This window comes from Anaerotalea alkaliphila (genome assembly GCF_010179735.1).
Taxonomy (GTDB): domain Bacteria; phylum Bacillota; class Clostridia; order Lachnospirales; family Vallitaleaceae; genus Anaerotalea; species Anaerotalea alkaliphila.
This window is the reverse complement of record NZ_JAAEEH010000049.1, coordinates 1-16,806: the sequence shown is the minus strand read 5'-3', so window position 1 is coordinate 16,806 and position 16,806 is coordinate 1. Positions and strand designations below refer to the sequence as shown.

Annotated in this window: 17 protein-coding genes, 1 tRNA gene and 1 pseudogene; 18 read left to right on the top strand and 1 reads right to left on the bottom strand. The window is 57.2% G+C overall.

Annotated features, from left to right (window positions below; translation table 11 throughout):
- The 9 genes and pseudogenes from GXN74_RS12950 to GXN74_RS12910 all read left to right on the top strand — a co-directional run.
- Positions 1 to 464, top strand: a 464-nt coding sequence (locus tag GXN74_RS12950; protein ID WP_162371362.1) for a glucuronate isomerase, incomplete at its 5' end; no start/stop codon positions are given.
- A 235-nt stretch (positions 465 to 699) separates the two neighbouring features.
- A complete protein-coding gene (locus tag GXN74_RS12945) occupies positions 700 to 1,719 on the top strand; it encodes a 2-hydroxyacyl-CoA dehydratase family protein (RefSeq protein WP_162371361.1) in 1,020 nt (339 codons plus the stop codon).
- The gene (locus GXN74_RS12940; RefSeq protein ID WP_162371360.1) at positions 1,701 to 2,471 is read left to right on the top strand and encodes an acyl-CoA dehydratase activase; all 771 of its coding nucleotides are present in this window, start codon (positions 1,701 to 1,703) and stop codon (positions 2,469 to 2,471) included. The genes GXN74_RS12945 and GXN74_RS12940 overlap by 19 nt, the downstream gene beginning before the upstream one ends.
- 1 nt (position 2,472) lies before the next feature.
- Entirely contained in the window at positions 2,473 to 2,904 is a 432-nt protein-coding gene (gene queD / locus GXN74_RS12935) for a 6-carboxytetrahydropterin synthase QueD (protein WP_162371359.1), read from the top strand.
- Complete coding sequence (gene queE / locus GXN74_RS12930) at positions 2,855 to 3,565, top strand: putative 7-carboxy-7-deazaguanine synthase QueE (protein ID WP_162371358.1); 711 nt, start codon at positions 2,855 to 2,857, stop codon at positions 3,563 to 3,565. The genes queD and queE overlap by 50 nt, the downstream gene beginning before the upstream one ends.
- A gap of 1 nt (position 3,566) precedes the next feature.
- A complete protein-coding gene (queC, locus tag GXN74_RS12925; RefSeq protein WP_162371357.1) occupies positions 3,567 to 4,229 on the top strand; it encodes a 7-cyano-7-deazaguanine synthase QueC in 663 nt (220 codons plus the stop codon).
- Between the two features lie 3 nt (positions 4,230 to 4,232).
- Positions 4,233 to 4,526 (top strand): annotated as a pseudogene (locus GXN74_RS12920) (thiazole synthase); the annotation flags it as partial.
- Entirely contained in the window at positions 4,511 to 5,617 is a 1,107-nt protein-coding gene (thiH, locus tag GXN74_RS12915; protein WP_162371356.1) for a 2-iminoacetate synthase ThiH, read from the top strand. The pseudogene GXN74_RS12920 and the gene thiH, both read left to right, overlap by 16 nt.
- 3 nt (positions 5,618 to 5,620) lie before the next feature.
- Positions 5,621 to 6,169, top strand: a complete 549-nt coding sequence (locus tag GXN74_RS12910) for a thiamine phosphate synthase (RefSeq protein WP_162371355.1) — start codon at positions 5,621 to 5,623, stop codon at positions 6,167 to 6,169.
- 107 nt (positions 6,170 to 6,276) lie between these two features.
- On the opposite strand, the gene GXN74_RS12905 is transcribed toward GXN74_RS12910, so the two are convergent.
- Positions 6,277 to 6,360: transfer RNA gene (locus tag GXN74_RS12905), tRNA-Leu, on the bottom strand.
- Positions 6,361 to 6,467: 107 nt separating this feature from the next.
- On the opposite strand from GXN74_RS12905, the gene GXN74_RS12900 reads away from it, so the two are divergent.
- From GXN74_RS12900 to GXN74_RS12860, 9 genes are all read left to right on the top strand, one after another.
- Positions 6,468 to 7,070, top strand: coding sequence for a sigma-70 family RNA polymerase sigma factor (locus GXN74_RS12900; protein ID WP_162371354.1), 603 nt, complete (start codon positions 6,468 to 6,470; stop codon positions 7,068 to 7,070).
- An 18-nt stretch (positions 7,071 to 7,088) separates the two neighbouring features.
- Positions 7,089 to 7,706 (top strand): anti-sigma factor family protein, encoded by a 618-nt coding sequence (locus tag GXN74_RS12895; protein WP_162371353.1) that lies wholly within the window; start codon positions 7,089 to 7,091, stop codon positions 7,704 to 7,706.
- Positions 7,707 to 7,819: 113 nt separating this feature from the next.
- Complete coding sequence (polA, locus tag GXN74_RS12890; RefSeq protein ID WP_162371352.1) at positions 7,820 to 10,465, top strand: DNA polymerase I; 2,646 nt, start codon at positions 7,820 to 7,822, stop codon at positions 10,463 to 10,465.
- A gap of 9 nt (positions 10,466 to 10,474) precedes the next feature.
- Positions 10,475 to 11,095, top strand: a complete 621-nt coding sequence (gene coaE, locus GXN74_RS12885) for a dephospho-CoA kinase (RefSeq protein ID WP_162371351.1) — start codon at positions 10,475 to 10,477, stop codon at positions 11,093 to 11,095.
- 1 nt (position 11,096) lies between these two features.
- Positions 11,097 to 12,701: an ABC transporter substrate-binding protein gene (locus tag GXN74_RS12880; RefSeq protein ID WP_162371350.1), complete on the top strand. Its 1,605-nt coding sequence runs from the start codon at positions 11,097 to 11,099 to the stop codon at positions 12,699 to 12,701.
- Between the two features lie 31 nt (positions 12,702 to 12,732).
- Complete coding sequence (locus GXN74_RS12875) at positions 12,733 to 13,518, top strand: MBL fold metallo-hydrolase (RefSeq protein ID WP_162371349.1); 786 nt, start codon at positions 12,733 to 12,735, stop codon at positions 13,516 to 13,518.
- A gap of 21 nt (positions 13,519 to 13,539) precedes the next feature.
- Positions 13,540 to 13,812, top strand: coding sequence for an ACT domain-containing protein (locus GXN74_RS12870; RefSeq protein ID WP_162371348.1), 273 nt, complete (start codon positions 13,540 to 13,542; stop codon positions 13,810 to 13,812).
- A gap of 8 nt (positions 13,813 to 13,820) precedes the next feature.
- The gene (locus GXN74_RS12865; RefSeq protein ID WP_162371347.1) at positions 13,821 to 15,179 is read left to right on the top strand and encodes a PFL family protein; all 1,359 of its coding nucleotides are present in this window, start codon (positions 13,821 to 13,823) and stop codon (positions 15,177 to 15,179) included.
- 20 nt (positions 15,180 to 15,199) lie between these two features.
- Positions 15,200 to 16,663 (top strand): aminoacyl-histidine dipeptidase, encoded by a 1,464-nt coding sequence (locus GXN74_RS12860; protein ID WP_162371346.1) that lies wholly within the window; start codon positions 15,200 to 15,202, stop codon positions 16,661 to 16,663.
- Positions 16,664 to 16,806 lie beyond the last annotated feature (143 nt).

The following is a 16,806-nucleotide window of genomic DNA, read 5'->3' as shown; positions in this document are numbered from 1 at the left end:
CGGGTTTCGATTCCATCCACGACGAGAACGTCGCGGCGCCGCTCTCCCGGTTCCTGGGAGACCTGGACGCACAGGACGCCCTGCCCAAGACCATCCTGTATGTCCTGAACCCCAAGGACAACTACGTAATCGGCACCATGCTGGGGAACTTCCAGGGAGGAGGGATTCCCGGGAAGATCCAGTTCGGCTCCGGATGGTGGTTCTGCGACCAGAAGGAGGGGATGCGGGACCAGATGAAGGCCCTGGCGAGCCTGGGACTCATCAGCCGTTTCGTCGGCATGCTGACGGACTCCAGAAGCTTCCTTTCCTACACCCGGCACGAATACTTCCGGAGGATCCTCTGCAACCTCATCGGGGAATGGGTGGAGAATGGCGAGTACCCGGGGGACATGGAATTCCTGGGGAGCGTGGTCAGGGACATCTGCTACAACAACGCCGTGGAATACTTCGATATTGAACTTTGACCTGATTTTAAGGAGCGCCCTGAGGGGCGCTCTTTTCTTCTTGCATATTGCCGGTAGTCTGTAGTATAATCATTCGATGGGCAGACAACAATTGAATAGAGACAGTTCGAAACCATCCTGTCTATAAACAAAACTAGGACGAAATTATCGCAGAAGATAGTTTTATTTGTTTATGGGCATTTCATGCCCATTTTTTATTGTCCGAAAATGTTCGTCCAAGAATGCGGGAGAAAGAATGAAAAGAATAGGTTTGACGACAACCGTACCGGTGGAGGTGCTCCTGGCGGCCGGCTATACGCCTGTGGACATGAACAACCTCTTCATAACAGCAGAAGACCACATGAAACACATCGACGCCGCCGAAAGGGATGGGTTTCCCAAAAGCGTCTGCGCATGGATCAAGGGAATCTATGGGGCGTGCCTGGAATACGGCATACGGGAAATGGTCGGTGTGGTGGAGGGGGACTGTTCCAATACGAAGGCACTGATGGAAGTGCTCCAATCCAAAGGCATCCGGGTCCATGCGTTTTCGTTTCCGCACAGCCACAGACTGGAGGAGGTGGAACAGGAAATCAGGAGCATGATGGACCGTTTCGGTGTGACGTTGGAAAGTGTGGAGGCTGTCAGAAAAAGGCTCAATTCCGTCAGAAGGCTGGCAAGGAAGCTGGATGAAATGACTTGCCGGGAAGGCAAGGCCACCGGATTCGAGAACCATTTGTACCAGGTGGGTTTGAGCGATTTCAACGGAGATGTGGATTCCTGTGAGGCAGAACTGCAGAAGGTCCTCGAAGAAATCGGGAGGCGGAAACCCATGGAAAAGGGCATCCGGCTGGGATATGCGGGAGTTCCGCCGATGACAGGGGATTTGTACGGATTTGTCGAAAAGCACGACGCACACGTCGTCTACAATGAGGTGCAAAGGGAATTCGCCTTTCCAAGAGGGATAGGAGCAAAAAACATATTCCAGCAATACCACGACTATACCTATCCATACGACAACGGAAACAGGATTCTGGAATTGAGGAAGCAAATCAAGGAAAGGTGCTTGGACGGCATCATCCACTATACCCAGTCCTTTTGCTACCGGTCCATTGAAGACATCCTTCTGAAAAAGCATCTGGACATCCCCATCCTCAACATCGAAGGAGACAGGGCAAACACACTGGATGCGCGGACAAAGCTTCGTCTGGAAGCCTTTCTGGACATGCTGGGGGATCTGCGGAAGGGGGATGGGACATGCGGTTCTTGGGAATAGACCTTGGGAGCAGGGAAGTGAAAATCGTCCTGATGGAGGACGGCGCCCTCCTGGAGCGGAAAAAGGTCGGCACCATGCGGTTCTACCGGGACTATTGCGGTTTTGACGGAAAAGTGAGCGTCGATTTGGAGAAACTGGACCTTGGACGGATCGACCGGGCGGTTTCCACAGGATATGGGAAAAACAATTCGGACTTGAAATCCTTCACGCCAATCAATGAGATCAAGGCCCATGTGTACGGTGCGATCCACCAGACAGGATTGAAGGATTTCATCCTTCTGGACATCGGAGGACAGGACGTCAAGATCGTCAAGGTGGAGAAAGGCGTTTCCACCGACCTGGACCTGAATGAAAAATGTGCCGCATCCTGCGGAAGGTATCTGGAGAACATGGCGAACGTGCTTGAGATTCCGGTGCGGGAAATGAGCAGGCATTGGGAGCGTCCGGTGGACTTGAATTCAACCTGCGCGGTCTTTTCGGAATCGGAGCTGATCGGGAAAATCGCGGAAGGGGTGGCCATGGAGCGCCTGTGCGCCGGTGTCAACCATTCCCTGTACAAAAGGCTGCGGCCGTTGTTGTGCAATTTTCGGGGGAACAGTCTTGTGATGGCAGGCGGAGTCGCCAAGAACCCTGCAATCAGAAAATATCTGTCCAACGACTATCCGGAAATCGTATCCGTGGAGGATCCGCAATTCAACGGAGCGATCGGTTGCTGCGTTTACGCGGAGAAGGTTCTGGAGGGGAGAAGATAGGATGTATACATTGAAATCGGAGCACAGTTTCGACAGCGCGCATTTCCTGGCGCAGTATGAAGGGAAATGCAAGAACATCCACGGCCACCGGTGGAGGGTCGAGGTGGAGGTGCAGGCAAGGGAATTGCTGGAAGACGGACAACTTGACGGCATGGTGGTGGACTTTGGAAGCTTGAAGAGGGACATGAAGGAGATGGTGGACCACTATGACCACGCCTTGATCGTCCAGCAGGGAACCATGCGCAAGGAGACCGTGTCCTGCCTGAAGGGGGAGGGGTTCCGCATCCTGGAAGTCGGTTTCAGGCCGACCGCGGAAAATTTCGCGGCATTCTTCTACCGGAGGATGAGGGACCGAGGATATGACGTGAAGAGGGCTACAGTCTATGAAACGCCCACCAACAGTGCCGCATACGAAGAAGTCGGGGGGATTTGAAGTGAAGGTGGTCGAGAAGTTTACGAGTGTCAACGGAGAAGGGCCCCTTTGCGGGCAGCTTGCCACATTCATACGTTTCGCGGGATGCAACTTGAAGTGCAGCTACTGCGACACGGCTTGGGCAAACGATGGGGATGTCCCCTGTGCACATATGGAGCCTGATGAAATCCATCAACATTGCAAATCCATTGGAATCAGAAACATTACCCTGACAGGGGGGGAACCGCTTCTGCAAGATGGAATCGACGGGCTTCTGGTGCTCCTGTCCAGGGACAGGGAGCTGCATGTGGAAATCGAGACCAACGGCAGCGTGCCGCTGGACCGGTTTTCCACCGGGGAGAACGGACCGAGCTTCACCATGGACTACAAGCTTCCTTCCAGCGGTATGGAGCACAGGATGCTGGTGGAGAATTTCAAATTCCTGCAAGGGAAGGACACGGTCAAATTCGTCGCAGGGAACAGCGGGGACCTGGAAAGGGCCGTGCAGGTCATCAGGGAATACGGCCTGGTCGGCAGGACCAATGTGCACCTGAGTCCGGTGTATGGTGAAATCGGCCTGGAAAGCATGGTCGCCTTCATGAAGGACAAGGGGATGAATGGAGTGAACCTGCAGCTGCAGCTGCATAAAATCATATGGGAACCAAGCCGGAGAGGAGTATGAAATGGATAGGGATAAGGCAATTGTAGTATTCAGCGGCGGGCAGGACAGCACCACCTGCCTGTTCTGGGCCCTTGCAAGGTATAAGGAGGTGGTCGCGGTCTCTTTCGACTACAACCAGAAGCACAGGCTGGAACTGGAGTGCGCGAAGGCGCTCTGTAGGAAGAACAGGGTGGAGCATCACATATTGGACTTGCATCTGTTGAACCAGCTTGCGCCCAACGCGCTCACCAGGGCGGACATCCCCGTGGACAGGGACAAGCCGGAGCAGGGACTTCCGAACTCCTTCGTGGATGGAAGGAATCTGCTGTTCCTATCCCTTGTCGCGGTGTTCGCGAAGCAGAGAGGATGCGTCACGATCATAACAGGAGTTTCCCAAAGCGATTTCAGCGGGTATCCTGACTGCAGGGACGTGTTCATGAAGTCCCTGAATGTCACATTGAACCTGGCGATGGACTACGAATTCGAAATCCTTACGCCGCTGATGTGGGTGGACAAGGCAGGAATCTGGAAGATGGCCCATGACCTGGGGGTGCTTGAAGTCGTAAAGGAAGAGACCTTGACCTGCTACAACGGAACCATAGGCGATGGCTGCGGAGACTGTCCGGCGTGCAAGCTGCGTAAGGCGGGATACCAGAAGTTCAGGGAAATGCCGGATTGTATTTGACATTTCATCAAAATCCTGGTTTCCGAAATCTCCCTGCCGGTGATTGTGGATGCGGGCATCGGCAGGCCCTCCCAGGCATGCGAGGCCATGGAAATGGGCTGTGCCGCGGTGATGGCCAACACGGCGGTCGCCACCTCGAACAATGTGGAGCGTATGGCCAAAGCGTTCAAGCTGGCGGTCGAAGCAGGACGCGAGGCGCATTTGGCCGGATTGGGACGCGTACTGGGAAAGGAGGCGGACGCCTCAAGCCCGCTCACTGGATTTCTGGAGGATTTCGAACCATGCAGCATGCGGTGATGGAATATGTCCTGGAACTTCGGGACCGCTACGACCATGGGGCATATACGGCAAAGGACGTCCTCCGCGTGCTGGCCAAGGACCACCTGACGCCCCAGGATTTCGGCATCCTGCCCTCTCCCGCCGCCGAACCCTTTTTGGAGGTGATGGCGAGAAAGGCGATGGCAGAAACAAGCAGGCATTTCGGCAATGCGGTCCAATTGCTCACGCCGCTTTACCTGTCCAACCATTGCGACAACCTCTGCGTGTACTGCGGCTTCAACTGCAGGAACGAAATCAGACGGGGAAAACTCTCTGAAATTGATATGGAAAAGGAAATGGGAAAGATCTCCGCCACCGGATTGAGTGAAATCCTCCTCCTTACAGGCGAATCGAGGAGCATGTCGGATGTGGACTACATCGGCAAGGCGGTGAAAACGGCGGCGCGGATCTTCCCTACGGTGGGGATTGAAATATATCCGCTGGACACGGACGAGTACGCATTCCTGCATGCCTGCGGCGCCGATTTCGTTTCCGTCTACCAGGAAACCTATGACAGGGAGCGCTACCGGCAGGTGCATTTGAAAGGGAAAAAACGTGATTTCACCTACCGTTTCGATGCCCAGGAGCGGGCCTTGCAAGGAGGCATGCGGGGAGTGGCCTTCGGCGCCCTGCTGGGATTGGACGACTTCAGGAAGGATGCCTATGCGGCGGGAATCCACGGTCATTTTGTGCAGCAGCGACATCCCCATGTGGAATTGTCCTTCTCGTTCCCCAGGCTCCGCCCCTTCGTGAACCAAGGGAGGCAAACGGAGCGACTGCAGGTGGGGGAAACGCAACTCTTCCAAGTGATGCTGGCCTATCGCCTGTTCCTGCCCTTTGCGGGGCTTACCATATCCACCAGGGAGCGGTCCGTCTTCCGGGACAACGTTGTCGGCTTGTGCGCCACAAAAATGTCGGCTGGTGTGAAGGTCGGCGTGGGGGGGCACGGGGATGAGCAGAAAGGGGACGACCAGTTTGAGATTTCCGATTCCAGAAGTGTTGCCGAAGTGCATCAGGCAATCCGGGAGAAAGGGATGCAGCCGGTTTACGCGGACCACATCCGGGTGTAGACGATGAGGATATGCGTCACCAACCGGCATCTGTGCCAAGGGGATTTTTTCTCGCGCGTTGAGAGGATTGCACGGTCGGGTCCCTGGGCAATCATTTTAAGGGAGAAGGACCTGCAGGATGACGCCTATGAAGAGATGGCAAAGCGTTGCCTGGAAATAGCGTCGCACTATGGGGTGCCGCTGATTGTGCACACGAAGTTCCAGGTGGCAAAAAGGCTGGGAGTGTGCAGGATCCACATGCCCTATGCGTCGTTTCAAGAAAATCCGGATGCCCTGGCCTCTTTTGAGGCCGTAGGGGTATCCGTCCTCACGGTGGAGGAGGCAATCGCGGCCGAAAGCGCAGGTGCCGCCTATCTGATTGCGGGCCATGTTTTTGCGACCGACTGCAAAAGGGACCTGGAACCAAGAGGACTTGATTTCCTCAAATCCGTCTGCGCCGCTGTGGAAATCCCCGTATATGCCATCGGCGGTGTCACGGAAAAGAATTACAGCAGCGTCCGGCTGGCGGGAGCCTCTGGCTTCTGCATCATGTCCGGTTGCATGCGGGATTAGCAACTTGCAAAAAACGGGAGACAAATCAAGTGAAATGCGCTAGAATGAAATAAAGGAATGAAAAAAGGACTTCCGAAGCACTCGGAAATCCTTGGTCTTTCTGGCAATGCGGATGAAGGGAATCGAACCCCCACGATGTCACCATCGACAGATTTTGAGTCTGTTGCGTCTGCCAGTTCCGCCACATCCGCTCATGTCCCTTAGGACTTTCACATAATACCATATCCATTTTGAGAATGCAATACCCTTTTTGCAATATTTTCCGATACCCGGCAATTCCAAGGAAGGGGTGGGCCATGTGAACGATCTGGAAACCATGTACATCAGGAAAGCGACCCAGGGAGATGCCAGGGCATTCGAGGCGCTGATCCGTCCCTATGAGAGGAAGGTCTACAACATGGCGCTGCGCATGTTCCACCAGGAAGCGGATGCCTGGGATGCGGCCCAGGAGATCCTTCTGAAGGCCTACCGCAACCTGCCGGGGTTCAAATTCGAATCCTCCTTTTCCACCTGGCTGTACCGGGTGGCCGCCAACACCTGCATCGACCTCTACCGGAAGCAGAAGCGGAAGCGGGAAAGGGAATGTTCCCTGGACCAGACCATGGAGGAAAGGCCGGACGGCCTGCACCGGTTGGTCGCCTCCAAGGGGGATACGCCGGAAGAGGCGCTGGTCCGGAAGGAAACCATCCTGGAGGTCCACCGCGCCATCGAAGCCCTGTCGCCGGACCATCGGATGGTCATCGTCCTCCGGGACCTGCAGGGTCTGGGGTACAAGGAGATCGCGGACATCCTGGAATGCTCCGAAGGGACCGTGAAGTCCCGGATCTCCAGGGCAAGGGAATCCCTGAAGCGGATACTTCTAGAAAACAGGGAACAAACCGCCGGCCAGATCGTCCCATAAAGGAAAGGAGGGAGCGCCATGAAATGCAAAGAGATTGAAGACCTGCTTTTCTTGTATGGGGAAGGGGAATGCACAAAGGAAGAGACAGCCCTTGTTGACCACCATCTGGCCACATGCGACAACTGCAGGGAAATCTTGGCCCTGGACAAGGAACTGCTGTCCACCCTCCAGAGCCTTGGCAGCCTGGAACAGGAGTTGCCCGAAGGCTTCCACAACACCCTGATGGAAAAGGTCCATGCCCTCCAGTCGCCCATTCCCAAGGTTTCCTGGTTCCGCAGGATCCATCCGGGAATCTATGGCGCGGCAGCAGCCATGCTGCTCCTGGTCGCCCTCCTTGGAAGCTTCCTGCAACCGGGTCCTTCCCCGGCCACAGGGACTTCCGAATCCGCATTCCAGGAAGGCGCCGCCCTGGACGCCGTCGACAGCTCCATGGCGGTCATGGAGTCCGCGGAAACGCCGGAGGGAGCGGTTCCGGAGGTTGCCATGAAGGCGGAGGATGCCGCCGGGGGTGCCAGGGACGTGGCTCCGGCCGCTCCTTCCAAGGACAGGAACGCTGTCCTTGTCGTGGTCCTGCTGTCCACCGCCTGGATCCTGTTGGCGGACTTCTTCCTGGAACGCCGACAGGGGAGCCGCTGATTTCCGCTTGTCTAGTTCCAGGACTTTTGCTATAATGTTTCCACAAGGTTGCCCCGGAGTGCCCGTTTTGGGCGTGCAAGCTCCCGGGGCTTTTTCAAGGGAGAGAGGTTGCTATGGACAAACTGCTACTGATTGACGGGAACAGCATCATGAACCGCGCCTTCTACGGCCTTCCCCTTCTGACAAACGCCGAGGGCCGCTATACCAACGCTGTATACGGCTTTTTGAACATATTGTTGAAAACCATGGAAGAGGAGGCCGCCACCCATCTGGTTGTCTCCTTTGATTTGAAGGGACCCACGTTCCGCCACGAACTGTTTGCGGACTACAAGGGGACACGGAAAGGCATGCCGGAGGAACTGCGGGAGCAGATGCCTCTGGTCAAGGAGGTCCTGGGTGCAATGGACGTGTCCATCTGCGAACAGGAGGGGCTGGAGGCGGACGACCTGATCGGCTCCCTGGCAGAAAGCTTCTACAGCCAGGGGATGGAAGTGACCATCCTCACCGGTGACCGGGACCTGCTCCAGCTGGCCAAGGACAGGGTGAAGGTCAGCATCCCAAAGACAAAAGCCGGGGGAACCACACTGGAACATTACCGCTGGGAGGACGTGGTGGAAAAGATCGGCGTCACCCCCCCGGAATATGTGGAAGTGAAAGGCCTGATGGGAGACCCTTCGGACAACATCCCCGGCATCCCTGGGGTGGGGGAGAAGACGGCGGTCAAGGTCATCCGCCAATGGCACAGCATCGAAAACGCCTACGCCCACCTGGAGGAGCTGCCCAAACGGTTCGCGAACCTGCTGCAGGAGCATTATGAACAGGCGGTCCTAAGCAAGCGCCTGGCAGCCATCGTCGTAGACCATGATCCGGGCATCGCCTTGGGGGACTGCAAGCTGGATACCCTGTTCACGCCGGAAGCCCACAAATGGTTCTCCCGGTTGGAGTTCAAGTCCCTGATGGACCGCTTTCCGGTCCAGGAAGGAAACCGGATGCAGGAAGGGGCATTCCTTTCGTCCCGCAGGCTGACCGTTTGCGAAAGCCTGGATGCCATGGATCTGGAGGGGGCGGGAAGTCCCCTTCACTACCATTGGATCCGGGAACCGGAGGAGGATTACTTCCTGTGGTGCGGAGACGGGGATGCAGTGCGCCTTCTTGCCGTCCGCAACCCGGAAAGGGAAGCGTTCCACGCAAAGCTCAGGGGCCTGCTGTGCAACCAGGCGGTGGAAAAGCGGACGGTTGAATTGAAGGAACAGCTCCATCGTCTCGACCTGGAGCTGGATGCGGGGAACAAGAGCGTGTTGGACCTGGGGTTGGCCTTCTACATCATCGATCCCAACAGGAGCGGATATTCCATCGCGGAGATGGCCCAGACTTTCCTGCAGAAGGCCCACGGAACGGAAGAGGGTCTGCTGGGGAAAGGGAAGTCTCGGATCGCCTATGGGGACCTGCCCGCAGAGGACCGGGCGGCCCATCTGGCCAACTCCCTGGAAGTCCTGATGGACATTTCCCCCCTCCTTTTGAAGAAACTGGAGGAGGTGGAGGGGCTTACCCTCTACTATGACATGGAGCTGCCCCTGGTTTCCGTGCTGAAATCCATGGAGACCCAGGGGATCCAGGTGGACGCTGAAGTCCTCCAGGCGTACAGCGCACACCTGGCGGTCATGATTGGGGAGGTGGAGTCGGAAATCCATGCTTTGGCCGGGGGACCGTTCAACATCAATTCGCCCAAGCAGCTGGGCACGGTCCTGTTCGAAAATTTGGGCCTTCCGACAGCCAAAAGGACGAAGACAGGTTATTCCACAGCCATCGAAGTGTTGGAGAAGCTGCGGCCCGTCCACCCCATCGCCGGGAAGATCATCACGTACCGGCAGCTCGCCAAATTGAAATCCACCTATGCGGACGGACTGTTCCCCTACATCCGGGAGGACGGGCGGATCCATTCCACGTTCAACCAGCAGATCGCTGCCACCGGAAGGATCAGCAGTACGGAACCAAACCTGCAGAACATCCCCATACGCATGGAAATCGGGCGGGAAATCCGGAAGGCTTTCATTCCTGCCCCGGGGCATGTGTTTGTGGATGCGGACTATTCCCAGATCGAGTTGCGCCTGTTGGCCCATCTCTCCAAGGACCCCAATTTCATCCTGGCGTTCAGGGAAGGTCTGGACATCCACAGCATGACCGCATCCCAGGTCTTCCATGTCCCCTTCGAGGAGGTGGACAAAGATCTGCGGCGCAAGGCCAAGGCGGTGAATTTCGGCATCGTCTATGGAATCAGCGATTTCGGCCTGAGCCAGGATCTGGATATCGGCGTTTATGAGGCCAAAAAATATATCGAAAGCTATTTCAACCAATACCCCCATGTGAAGTCCTTCCTGGACAGGGCGGTGGAGGAGGCGAAGGAGAACGGGTTCGTGACGACCATGTACGGACGCCGCAGGCCCATTCCCGAACTTGCCTCCAGCAACCACATCCAGCGCTCCTTCGGCGAACGGATCGCCATGAACGCACCGATCCAGGGAAGTGCTGCGGACATCATAAAAATCGCCATGATCCATGTGCATGACCGTTTGAAGAAGGAGGGCTTCAGGGCCAGACTGCTTCTGCAGGTCCATGACGAGCTGCTGGTGGAGGCCCCGGTGGAGGAGAAGGAGGCCGTGCAGGCCCTTCTGGTGCGGGAAATGGAGCATGCGGCTGCGTTGGAAGTCCCCTTGACGGTGGATGTCCAGACGGCGGCCAACTGGTATGATTCCAAGTAAGGAGTGCGTATGGCTGTGATTGGATTGATTGGAGGTCCCGGTGCAGGCAAGTCCCATGTGGCGGGGGTCCTGAAGGGTTTCTACCCGGTGGCGCTTATCGAAGCGGACAAGGTGGGGCACCGCCTCCTTGCCCAGGATCCGCAGGTGCGGAGCCTGATCCTTTCCGCTTTCGGCCCCGGGGTGCTGGACAGGGAAGGCGGGATCGACCGCACCGCTTTGGGCGCCGTCGTCTTTTTTGACAGGGACAAGAAGGAAACGCTGGACAGTATCATGCTGCCGCGGATCAAGGAAAGCATACAAAAGGAAATCGAATCCCTGACCCAGGCGGATCCGCACATGACCATTGTGGTGGACGGCGCCTTGCTGGTGGAAGCGGGGTGCGGGGAACTCCTGGACAACCTGTGGTACGTCCATGCGGACGCTTCCACCAGGCGCAAGCGCCTGGTGGAAGACAGGGGGATTCCGCCGGAACGGGCGGAGGCAATGCTTAAAAGCCAAGCGCCGGACGCCTTCTACCTGGCCCATGCGGATGCGGTCATCGACAATTCCCAGGGGCGTTCCGGGGAGGAGCTGGAGGTGGAAGTGGGCATGGCTTTGGAAAAACTCAAAAGGAATGGAATGGATGATTAGAATGATACGAATGGCAATCCTGGCACTCTTCCTGCTGCTTGCGGGCTGCGGGACCCAGGACCCCCGGTTGGAGTCCGCGAAGATGGAGGAAGCGCCTTCCATGGAAGAGCTGACGGAAATACAGGACCAGCAGCGGCTGGAAGAGCTGGAACAGATCCGTGCCAACATGGAGCCGGACACGCTGGTCCTGGGTGCGACGAATCCGGTCGGCCTGCATCCCTTTTCCCATATGGACTACAGCCTTTACCAGGTCATGAAACTCTTTTACGACGGACTGTTCCGGCTGGACAAGGACTTGCGTCCGGTGCCCCACCTGGTGGAGAACTACAGTTTTTCCGCGGACTACCGGATTCTGACCTTGGACCTTCGTCCGGATGTGGCCTTCCATGACGGAACCCCCCTGCGTGCCTCGGATGTGGTCTATTCCTATGAACTGATGCGCTCCAATCCCGCCAATCCCTATTACGGAAAGGCGCTGGAGAAGGTGGCCTCCTATGCCGCCATCGGAGAACGGCAGGTGCGGATCACCTACAGCCAACCCAATTATCTGGGACTGTACTACCTGCATTATCCCATCGTGTCCAGGAGCTACATGACCGACGCCCGCCGTTACAACCCCATGGTTCCCATGGGCACCGGACCCTACCGGATGGTATCGTTCCAGCGGCACCAGTCCATGGAACTGGAGGCCAACGAGGCCTGGTTTCCGGGGAGCCCCAAACTGAAAAAAATCCGTGTGCGGATTTTCCGCCACCCGGAACAGGCAATGACCGCTTTTTCCGGAAACGCCGTGGACCTGGTCTTTCCCCAGACCTATGTCTGGTACGATTATTCCGAGGACTCCAGCCAGGAGATGGTGGAATATCCCTCCAACCGGTACAAGATGCTTCTGGTCAACCAGGGCAACCGGTATCTGGCGGATCCCGCCTTCCGGCGGGTTTTGAGCCGCTCCATCCCGAGGGAGGACATGGCAAAGGACATCTATCTCGACCATTCGGTTCCCCAGGAGTATCCGGGGACTCCAGGGGGGTGGCTGTTCAAAGGGACCCTGGGGGAAGTCCGACAGCAGGAGCAGTCCCTTGCAAGGGAGGACCCCCCTTTTGACACGAGCCTTGTGCCCCAGGGGCAATCCTTCACCCTCCTGGCCAAAAGCGGAGACAAGACGATGGAACTGGAGGCATTGGCTTTGCAGGCGCATTTCAAGGAATTGGGATACACGCTGCTGGTCCGTTTCCTGGGGGAAGCGGAACATGCGGCCGCTCTACAGGCCAGAAGCTACGACCTGGCCCTGGTGGAAGGGAAGTATGCGGACGGACCCGAGTACAAGGACCTGTTCGGAACCGGCGGGCGCTACAACAGGACCGGCTACAGCAGTCCCGTCCTGGACAACGCTTTGGACCGGATGGACAGGAGCGCGGGGGAAGACGCCTTCAAGGCGGCTTATGTGGACTTCTCCGTTTCCTTCCAGCGGGAGGTTCCCGCCATCATGCTTTACAGCATCAACAATCCAATCATCTACAAGAGTTTTGTCCAAGGGGAAATCAGTCCGAACCCTATGCATGCCTTGGACGGACTCCCCGGGGTGGAGCTTCGGAAGCTGCCCTAGAACGGAACAGTCGGACACACAAGGAGCAATTATGAAATTATTCAGCATCGCCAGCGGAAGCAGCGGCAATTGTGTTTATGCGGGAGCCGGGGACACCCATCTGCTCATAGACGCCGGCATCAGCGGAAAGCGGATTGCCGAAGGGTTGCAGACCTACGGCATACGGCCGGACGCCCTGGACGGACTCCTGGTCACCCATGAGCATGTGGACCATGTGAAGGGGTTGGGGGTCCTGGCCAGGAGGCACCGGTTGCCGGTCTATGCCACGGAAGGGACCTGGGTGGAACTGGAGGCGGCGGGTTCCCTGGGCAGACTGGATCCGTCCCAAAAGGTCGTCATCCGCCGGGACGAGCCCTTCCGGATCAAGGACATGGAGGTCACCGCATTCTCCATACCCCATGACGCCAGGGAACCCGTGGGCTACACGCTGCAGTCCGGGGGGAAGAAGATCGGGCTGGCTACGGACCTGGGGTGCTGCAACCCCTACATCCTCTCCCATCTGAAGGGATCGAACCTGCTGTATCTGGAGGCGAACCATGACCCCCGGATGCTGCAGGTGGGGAAATACCCCTATTTCCTGAAGCTGCGCATCGCAAGCGATTTGGGTCATCTGTCCAACGAGGCGTCGGCGGACATGGTCCGGGAACTCTGCAGCGAATCCTTGTCCCATATCGTCCTGGGACATTTGAGCCATGAAAACAACCTGGTGGAGCTGGCTTACGCTTCTGTACGGATGGAACTGGACCGGTGGAAAGCAAATCCGGTGGGTCTTTCCGTAGCGGAACGGGCCGCCAACTCCCCCCTCATCACCCTATAAACATCAAATGGAGGTTTCCCAATGAAAAAAGGCATCATTACCGTGGTAGGCAAAGACAAAGTGGGCATCATCGCAAAAGTATGCTCCTATCTGGCCGACAAGCAAATCAACATTATGGACATTTCCCAGACCATCGTCCATGACTATTTCAACATGATGATGGTCGTGGACCTGTCCTCCTCCTCCAGCGAAGTGGGCGAAATCATCGATGGGCTCACCTCCATCGGTGATGAGATCGGTGTAACCATACGTCTCCAATTGGAAGACATTTTCAACAGCATGCATAGGATATAGGTGGTGCCATGATCAATCTGTTTGAAGTGAACGAAACGAACAACATGATTCTGAATGAAAACCTGGATGTACGGACCATCACCATGGGGATCAGCCTGCTGGATTGTGCCGCCGCCGACATGAAGTCCTTCAATGATAGGATTTACGAGAAGATTACCCGCTATGCCGAAAAGCTGGTGCAGACAGGGGAGGACATCTCCAAGGAGTACGGGGTCCCCGTGGTGAACAAGCGGATTTCCGTTACCCCCATCGCTTTGGCGGCGGCGGCCACCCGCGCTTCGGACTATGTGGAGGTTGCCAGAACCCTGGACCGTGCGGCAAAGGCGGTGGGGGTGAACTTCATCGGCGGATTCTCCGCGCTGGTGCACAAGGGAGCCACGCCTAGTGACCTGGCCCTCATGAACTCCATCCCGGAGGCCCTTGCAGTCACCGAAAGGGTCTGCAGTTCCGTCAACGTGGGCTCCACCAAGACGGGAATCAACATGGACGCCGTTCGGCTGATCGGCAAACTGCTCCTGGACACCGCCGAAAGGACCCGGAATCTGGATTCCATCGGCTGCGCGAAATTTGTCGTCTTCTGCAACGCCCCCGACGACAACCCCTTCATGGCAGGTTCCTTCCACGGCGTAGGGGAACCGGACGTGGTGGTGAACGTGGGTGTCAGCGGTCCCGGGGTGGTCAAAAAGGCTCTGGAGAACTGCAGGGAAAGCAATTTTGAGGAACTTTGCGAGACCATCAAGAAGACCGCCTTCAAGATTACCCGGGTGGGCCAACTGGTTGCCCAGGAGGCTTCCAGAAGGCTGGACGTCCCCTTCGGGATCATCGACCTGTCCCTGGCCCCAACGCCCGCCATCGGCGACAGCATCGCGGACATCCTGACGGAAATCGGCGTGGAATATGCCGGAGCCCCGGGAACCACGGCGGCATTGGCGCTTCTCAACGACCAGGTGAAAAAGGGTGGCGTCATGGCCTCTTCCTATGTGGGCGGTTTGAGCGGCGCGTTCATCCCCGTAAGCGAGGACCAGGGCATGATCAACGCGGTGGCCGCCGGTGCCTTGACATTGGAAAAACTGGAAGCGATGACCTGTGTCTGCTCCGTCGGCTTGGACATGATCGCCATTCCAGGGGACACCAAGGCCAGCACCATCTCCGGCATCATCGCGGACGAGATGGCCATCGGCATGATCAACCAGAAGACGACAGCCGTGCGGATCATCCCTGTGGCGGGCAAGGCTGTGGGAGACGTGGTGGAATTCGGCGGTCTCCTGGGATACGCCCCCATCATGCCGGTGAACAATTTCGACTGCAGCAGGCTTGTGAACCGGGCCGGCCGGATTCCCGCACCCATCCACAGCTTCAAGAACTGACCGGCCGGAAGGAGGTGCCCATGCTATACGAATCCCTACAACCGGAAACGGTGTTCCGGTACTTCAAGGAAATCAACAACATCCCCCGGGCATCCGGTCAGGAGAAGGCCCTCAGCGACTGGATCGTTTCCTTTGCCCGGGAACGGGGCCTGGAAGTGCACCAGGACAGCCGCTACAACGTCCTGGTGCGCAAGCCCGCAAGTCCGGGACTGGAGGGGATGCCAGGCGTGGTCCTCCAGGGCCATCTGGACATGGTATGCGAGAAGAACAAGGGGACCGTCCATGACTTCTCGAAGGATCCCATCCGGATGGAAGTGGACGGTGGATTCCTACGGGCGAAGGGCACCACGCTGGGAGCGGACAACGGCATTGCCGTTGCCATGGGACTGGCTGTCCTGGACGACAGGGATCTGGTCCATCCGCCCCTGGAGGTGCTTCTGACCACCGACGAGGAGGTGGGGATGACCGGCGCCCTGGAATTCGACCTGAACCTGTTGGAAGGGAAATACCTCCTGAACCTGGATTCGGAAGAGGAAGGGGAACTGGTTGTGGGTTGTGCAGGCGGGTTGAAGGCCCTGCTGGAGCTGCCGGTCTCCCGGACGCCGGTGCCCACGGATGCCGGAATCCTGCTGGAGGTGTCCATCACCGGACTGCAGGGCGGACATTCCGGCATGGAAATCCACAAGAACCGCGGGAACGCAGCCAGGTTGACCGGAACCATCTTATGTAAACTGAGGGACTCCCTGGACTTCCAGCTGGTTGCCCTGCAGGGGGGGGAGAAGGACAATGTGATCCCCCGGGAAGCCTTCCTGCAGGTGTTCCTTACCCCTTCCCAGAGGGAACGGTTTGAAGAGGCCATGACGGCGGCATCCGCTGAAATCAGGGAAGAGACCCGGCTGACAGAACCAGGTCTTGCCATCCGTTGGAATGTGCTGGAACCGTCCGCACCGGCACTGGAAGTGCTGGACGGCGCCTCTTTGGAGACGGTGCTGTTCCTGCTGGCATGCCTTCCTAACGGGGTGCAGAGCATGAGCCCGGAGTTGGAGGGCTTTGTGGAAAGCTCCCTCAATCTTGGAAAGGTCGCACTGGAACAGGACAGGATGCTTTTCTTGTTCGCCATCCGGAGTTCGGTCCGGACAAAGAAATATTGGATCGCCCGGCAGCTCCAGCTCTTTGCCGACCAGGTGGACGCCAAGCTCGAGAGGACTGCGGACTATCCGCAATGGCCCGTGCGCATGGAGGGGGTCCTGCTGGCCAAGGCTGTGGCTGTCCATGAGGAACTGTACGGGAAGAAGCCCCTGGTGAAGACACTGCATGCGGGCGTGGAGCCTGGGGTGATCCTGGAAGGAAGGCCGGACATGGAGGCCATATCCCTGGGACCCGACATGTCCGGCGTGCATTCCCCAGAGGAACGCCTGGACATAGCTTCCACGGCCAGAACTTGGGATTATCTGCTGGCCCTGCTGGCAAAGCTGGGTGCATGAAAAAAGCAAGCCGATGTCGAGGCCACTGAAAAAGTCTCATAATTAGAAAAGAAGCTTGAATGCAGATTAGACTGCAATTCAAGCTTTTTTTTGTTATAATCATAGTATCAAAAAAAGGTGGTGGCCCTTATGATCCAGCAACA

Excerpts from the sequence above, each read along its gene's own strand:
- GXN74_RS12945 (WP_162371361.1), top strand. The coding sequence starts at position 700 with ATGAAAAGAATAGGTTTGACGACAACCGTACCGGTGGAGGTGCTCCTG.
- GXN74_RS12940 (WP_162371360.1), top strand. The coding sequence starts at position 1,701 with ATGCGGTTCTTGGGAATAGACCTTGGGAGCAGGGAAGTGAAAATCGTC.
- queD (WP_162371359.1), top strand. The coding sequence starts at position 2,473 with ATGTATACATTGAAATCGGAGCACAGTTTCGACAGCGCGCATTTCCTG.
- queE (WP_162371358.1), top strand. The coding sequence starts at position 2,855 with ATGAAACGCCCACCAACAGTGCCGCATACGAAGAAGTCGGGGGGATTT.
- queC (WP_162371357.1), top strand. The coding sequence starts at position 3,567 with ATGGATAGGGATAAGGCAATTGTAGTATTCAGCGGCGGGCAGGACAGC.
- thiH (WP_162371356.1), top strand. The coding sequence starts at position 4,511 with ATGCAGCATGCGGTGATGGAATATGTCCTGGAACTTCGGGACCGCTAC.
- GXN74_RS12910 (WP_162371355.1), top strand. The coding sequence starts at position 5,621 with ATGAGGATATGCGTCACCAACCGGCATCTGTGCCAAGGGGATTTTTTC.
- GXN74_RS12895 (WP_162371353.1), top strand. The coding sequence starts at position 7,089 with ATGAAATGCAAAGAGATTGAAGACCTGCTTTTCTTGTATGGGGAAGGG.
- polA (WP_162371352.1), top strand. The coding sequence starts at position 7,820 with ATGGACAAACTGCTACTGATTGACGGGAACAGCATCATGAACCGCGCC.
- coaE (WP_162371351.1), top strand. The coding sequence starts at position 10,475 with ATGGCTGTGATTGGATTGATTGGAGGTCCCGGTGCAGGCAAGTCCCAT.
- GXN74_RS12880 (WP_162371350.1), top strand. The coding sequence starts at position 11,097 with ATGATACGAATGGCAATCCTGGCACTCTTCCTGCTGCTTGCGGGCTGC.
- GXN74_RS12875 (WP_162371349.1), top strand. The coding sequence starts at position 12,733 with ATGAAATTATTCAGCATCGCCAGCGGAAGCAGCGGCAATTGTGTTTAT.
- GXN74_RS12870 (WP_162371348.1), top strand. The coding sequence starts at position 13,540 with ATGAAAAAAGGCATCATTACCGTGGTAGGCAAAGACAAAGTGGGCATC.
- GXN74_RS12865 (WP_162371347.1), top strand. The coding sequence starts at position 13,821 with ATGATCAATCTGTTTGAAGTGAACGAAACGAACAACATGATTCTGAAT.
- GXN74_RS12860 (WP_162371346.1), top strand. The coding sequence starts at position 15,200 with ATGCTATACGAATCCCTACAACCGGAAACGGTGTTCCGGTACTTCAAG.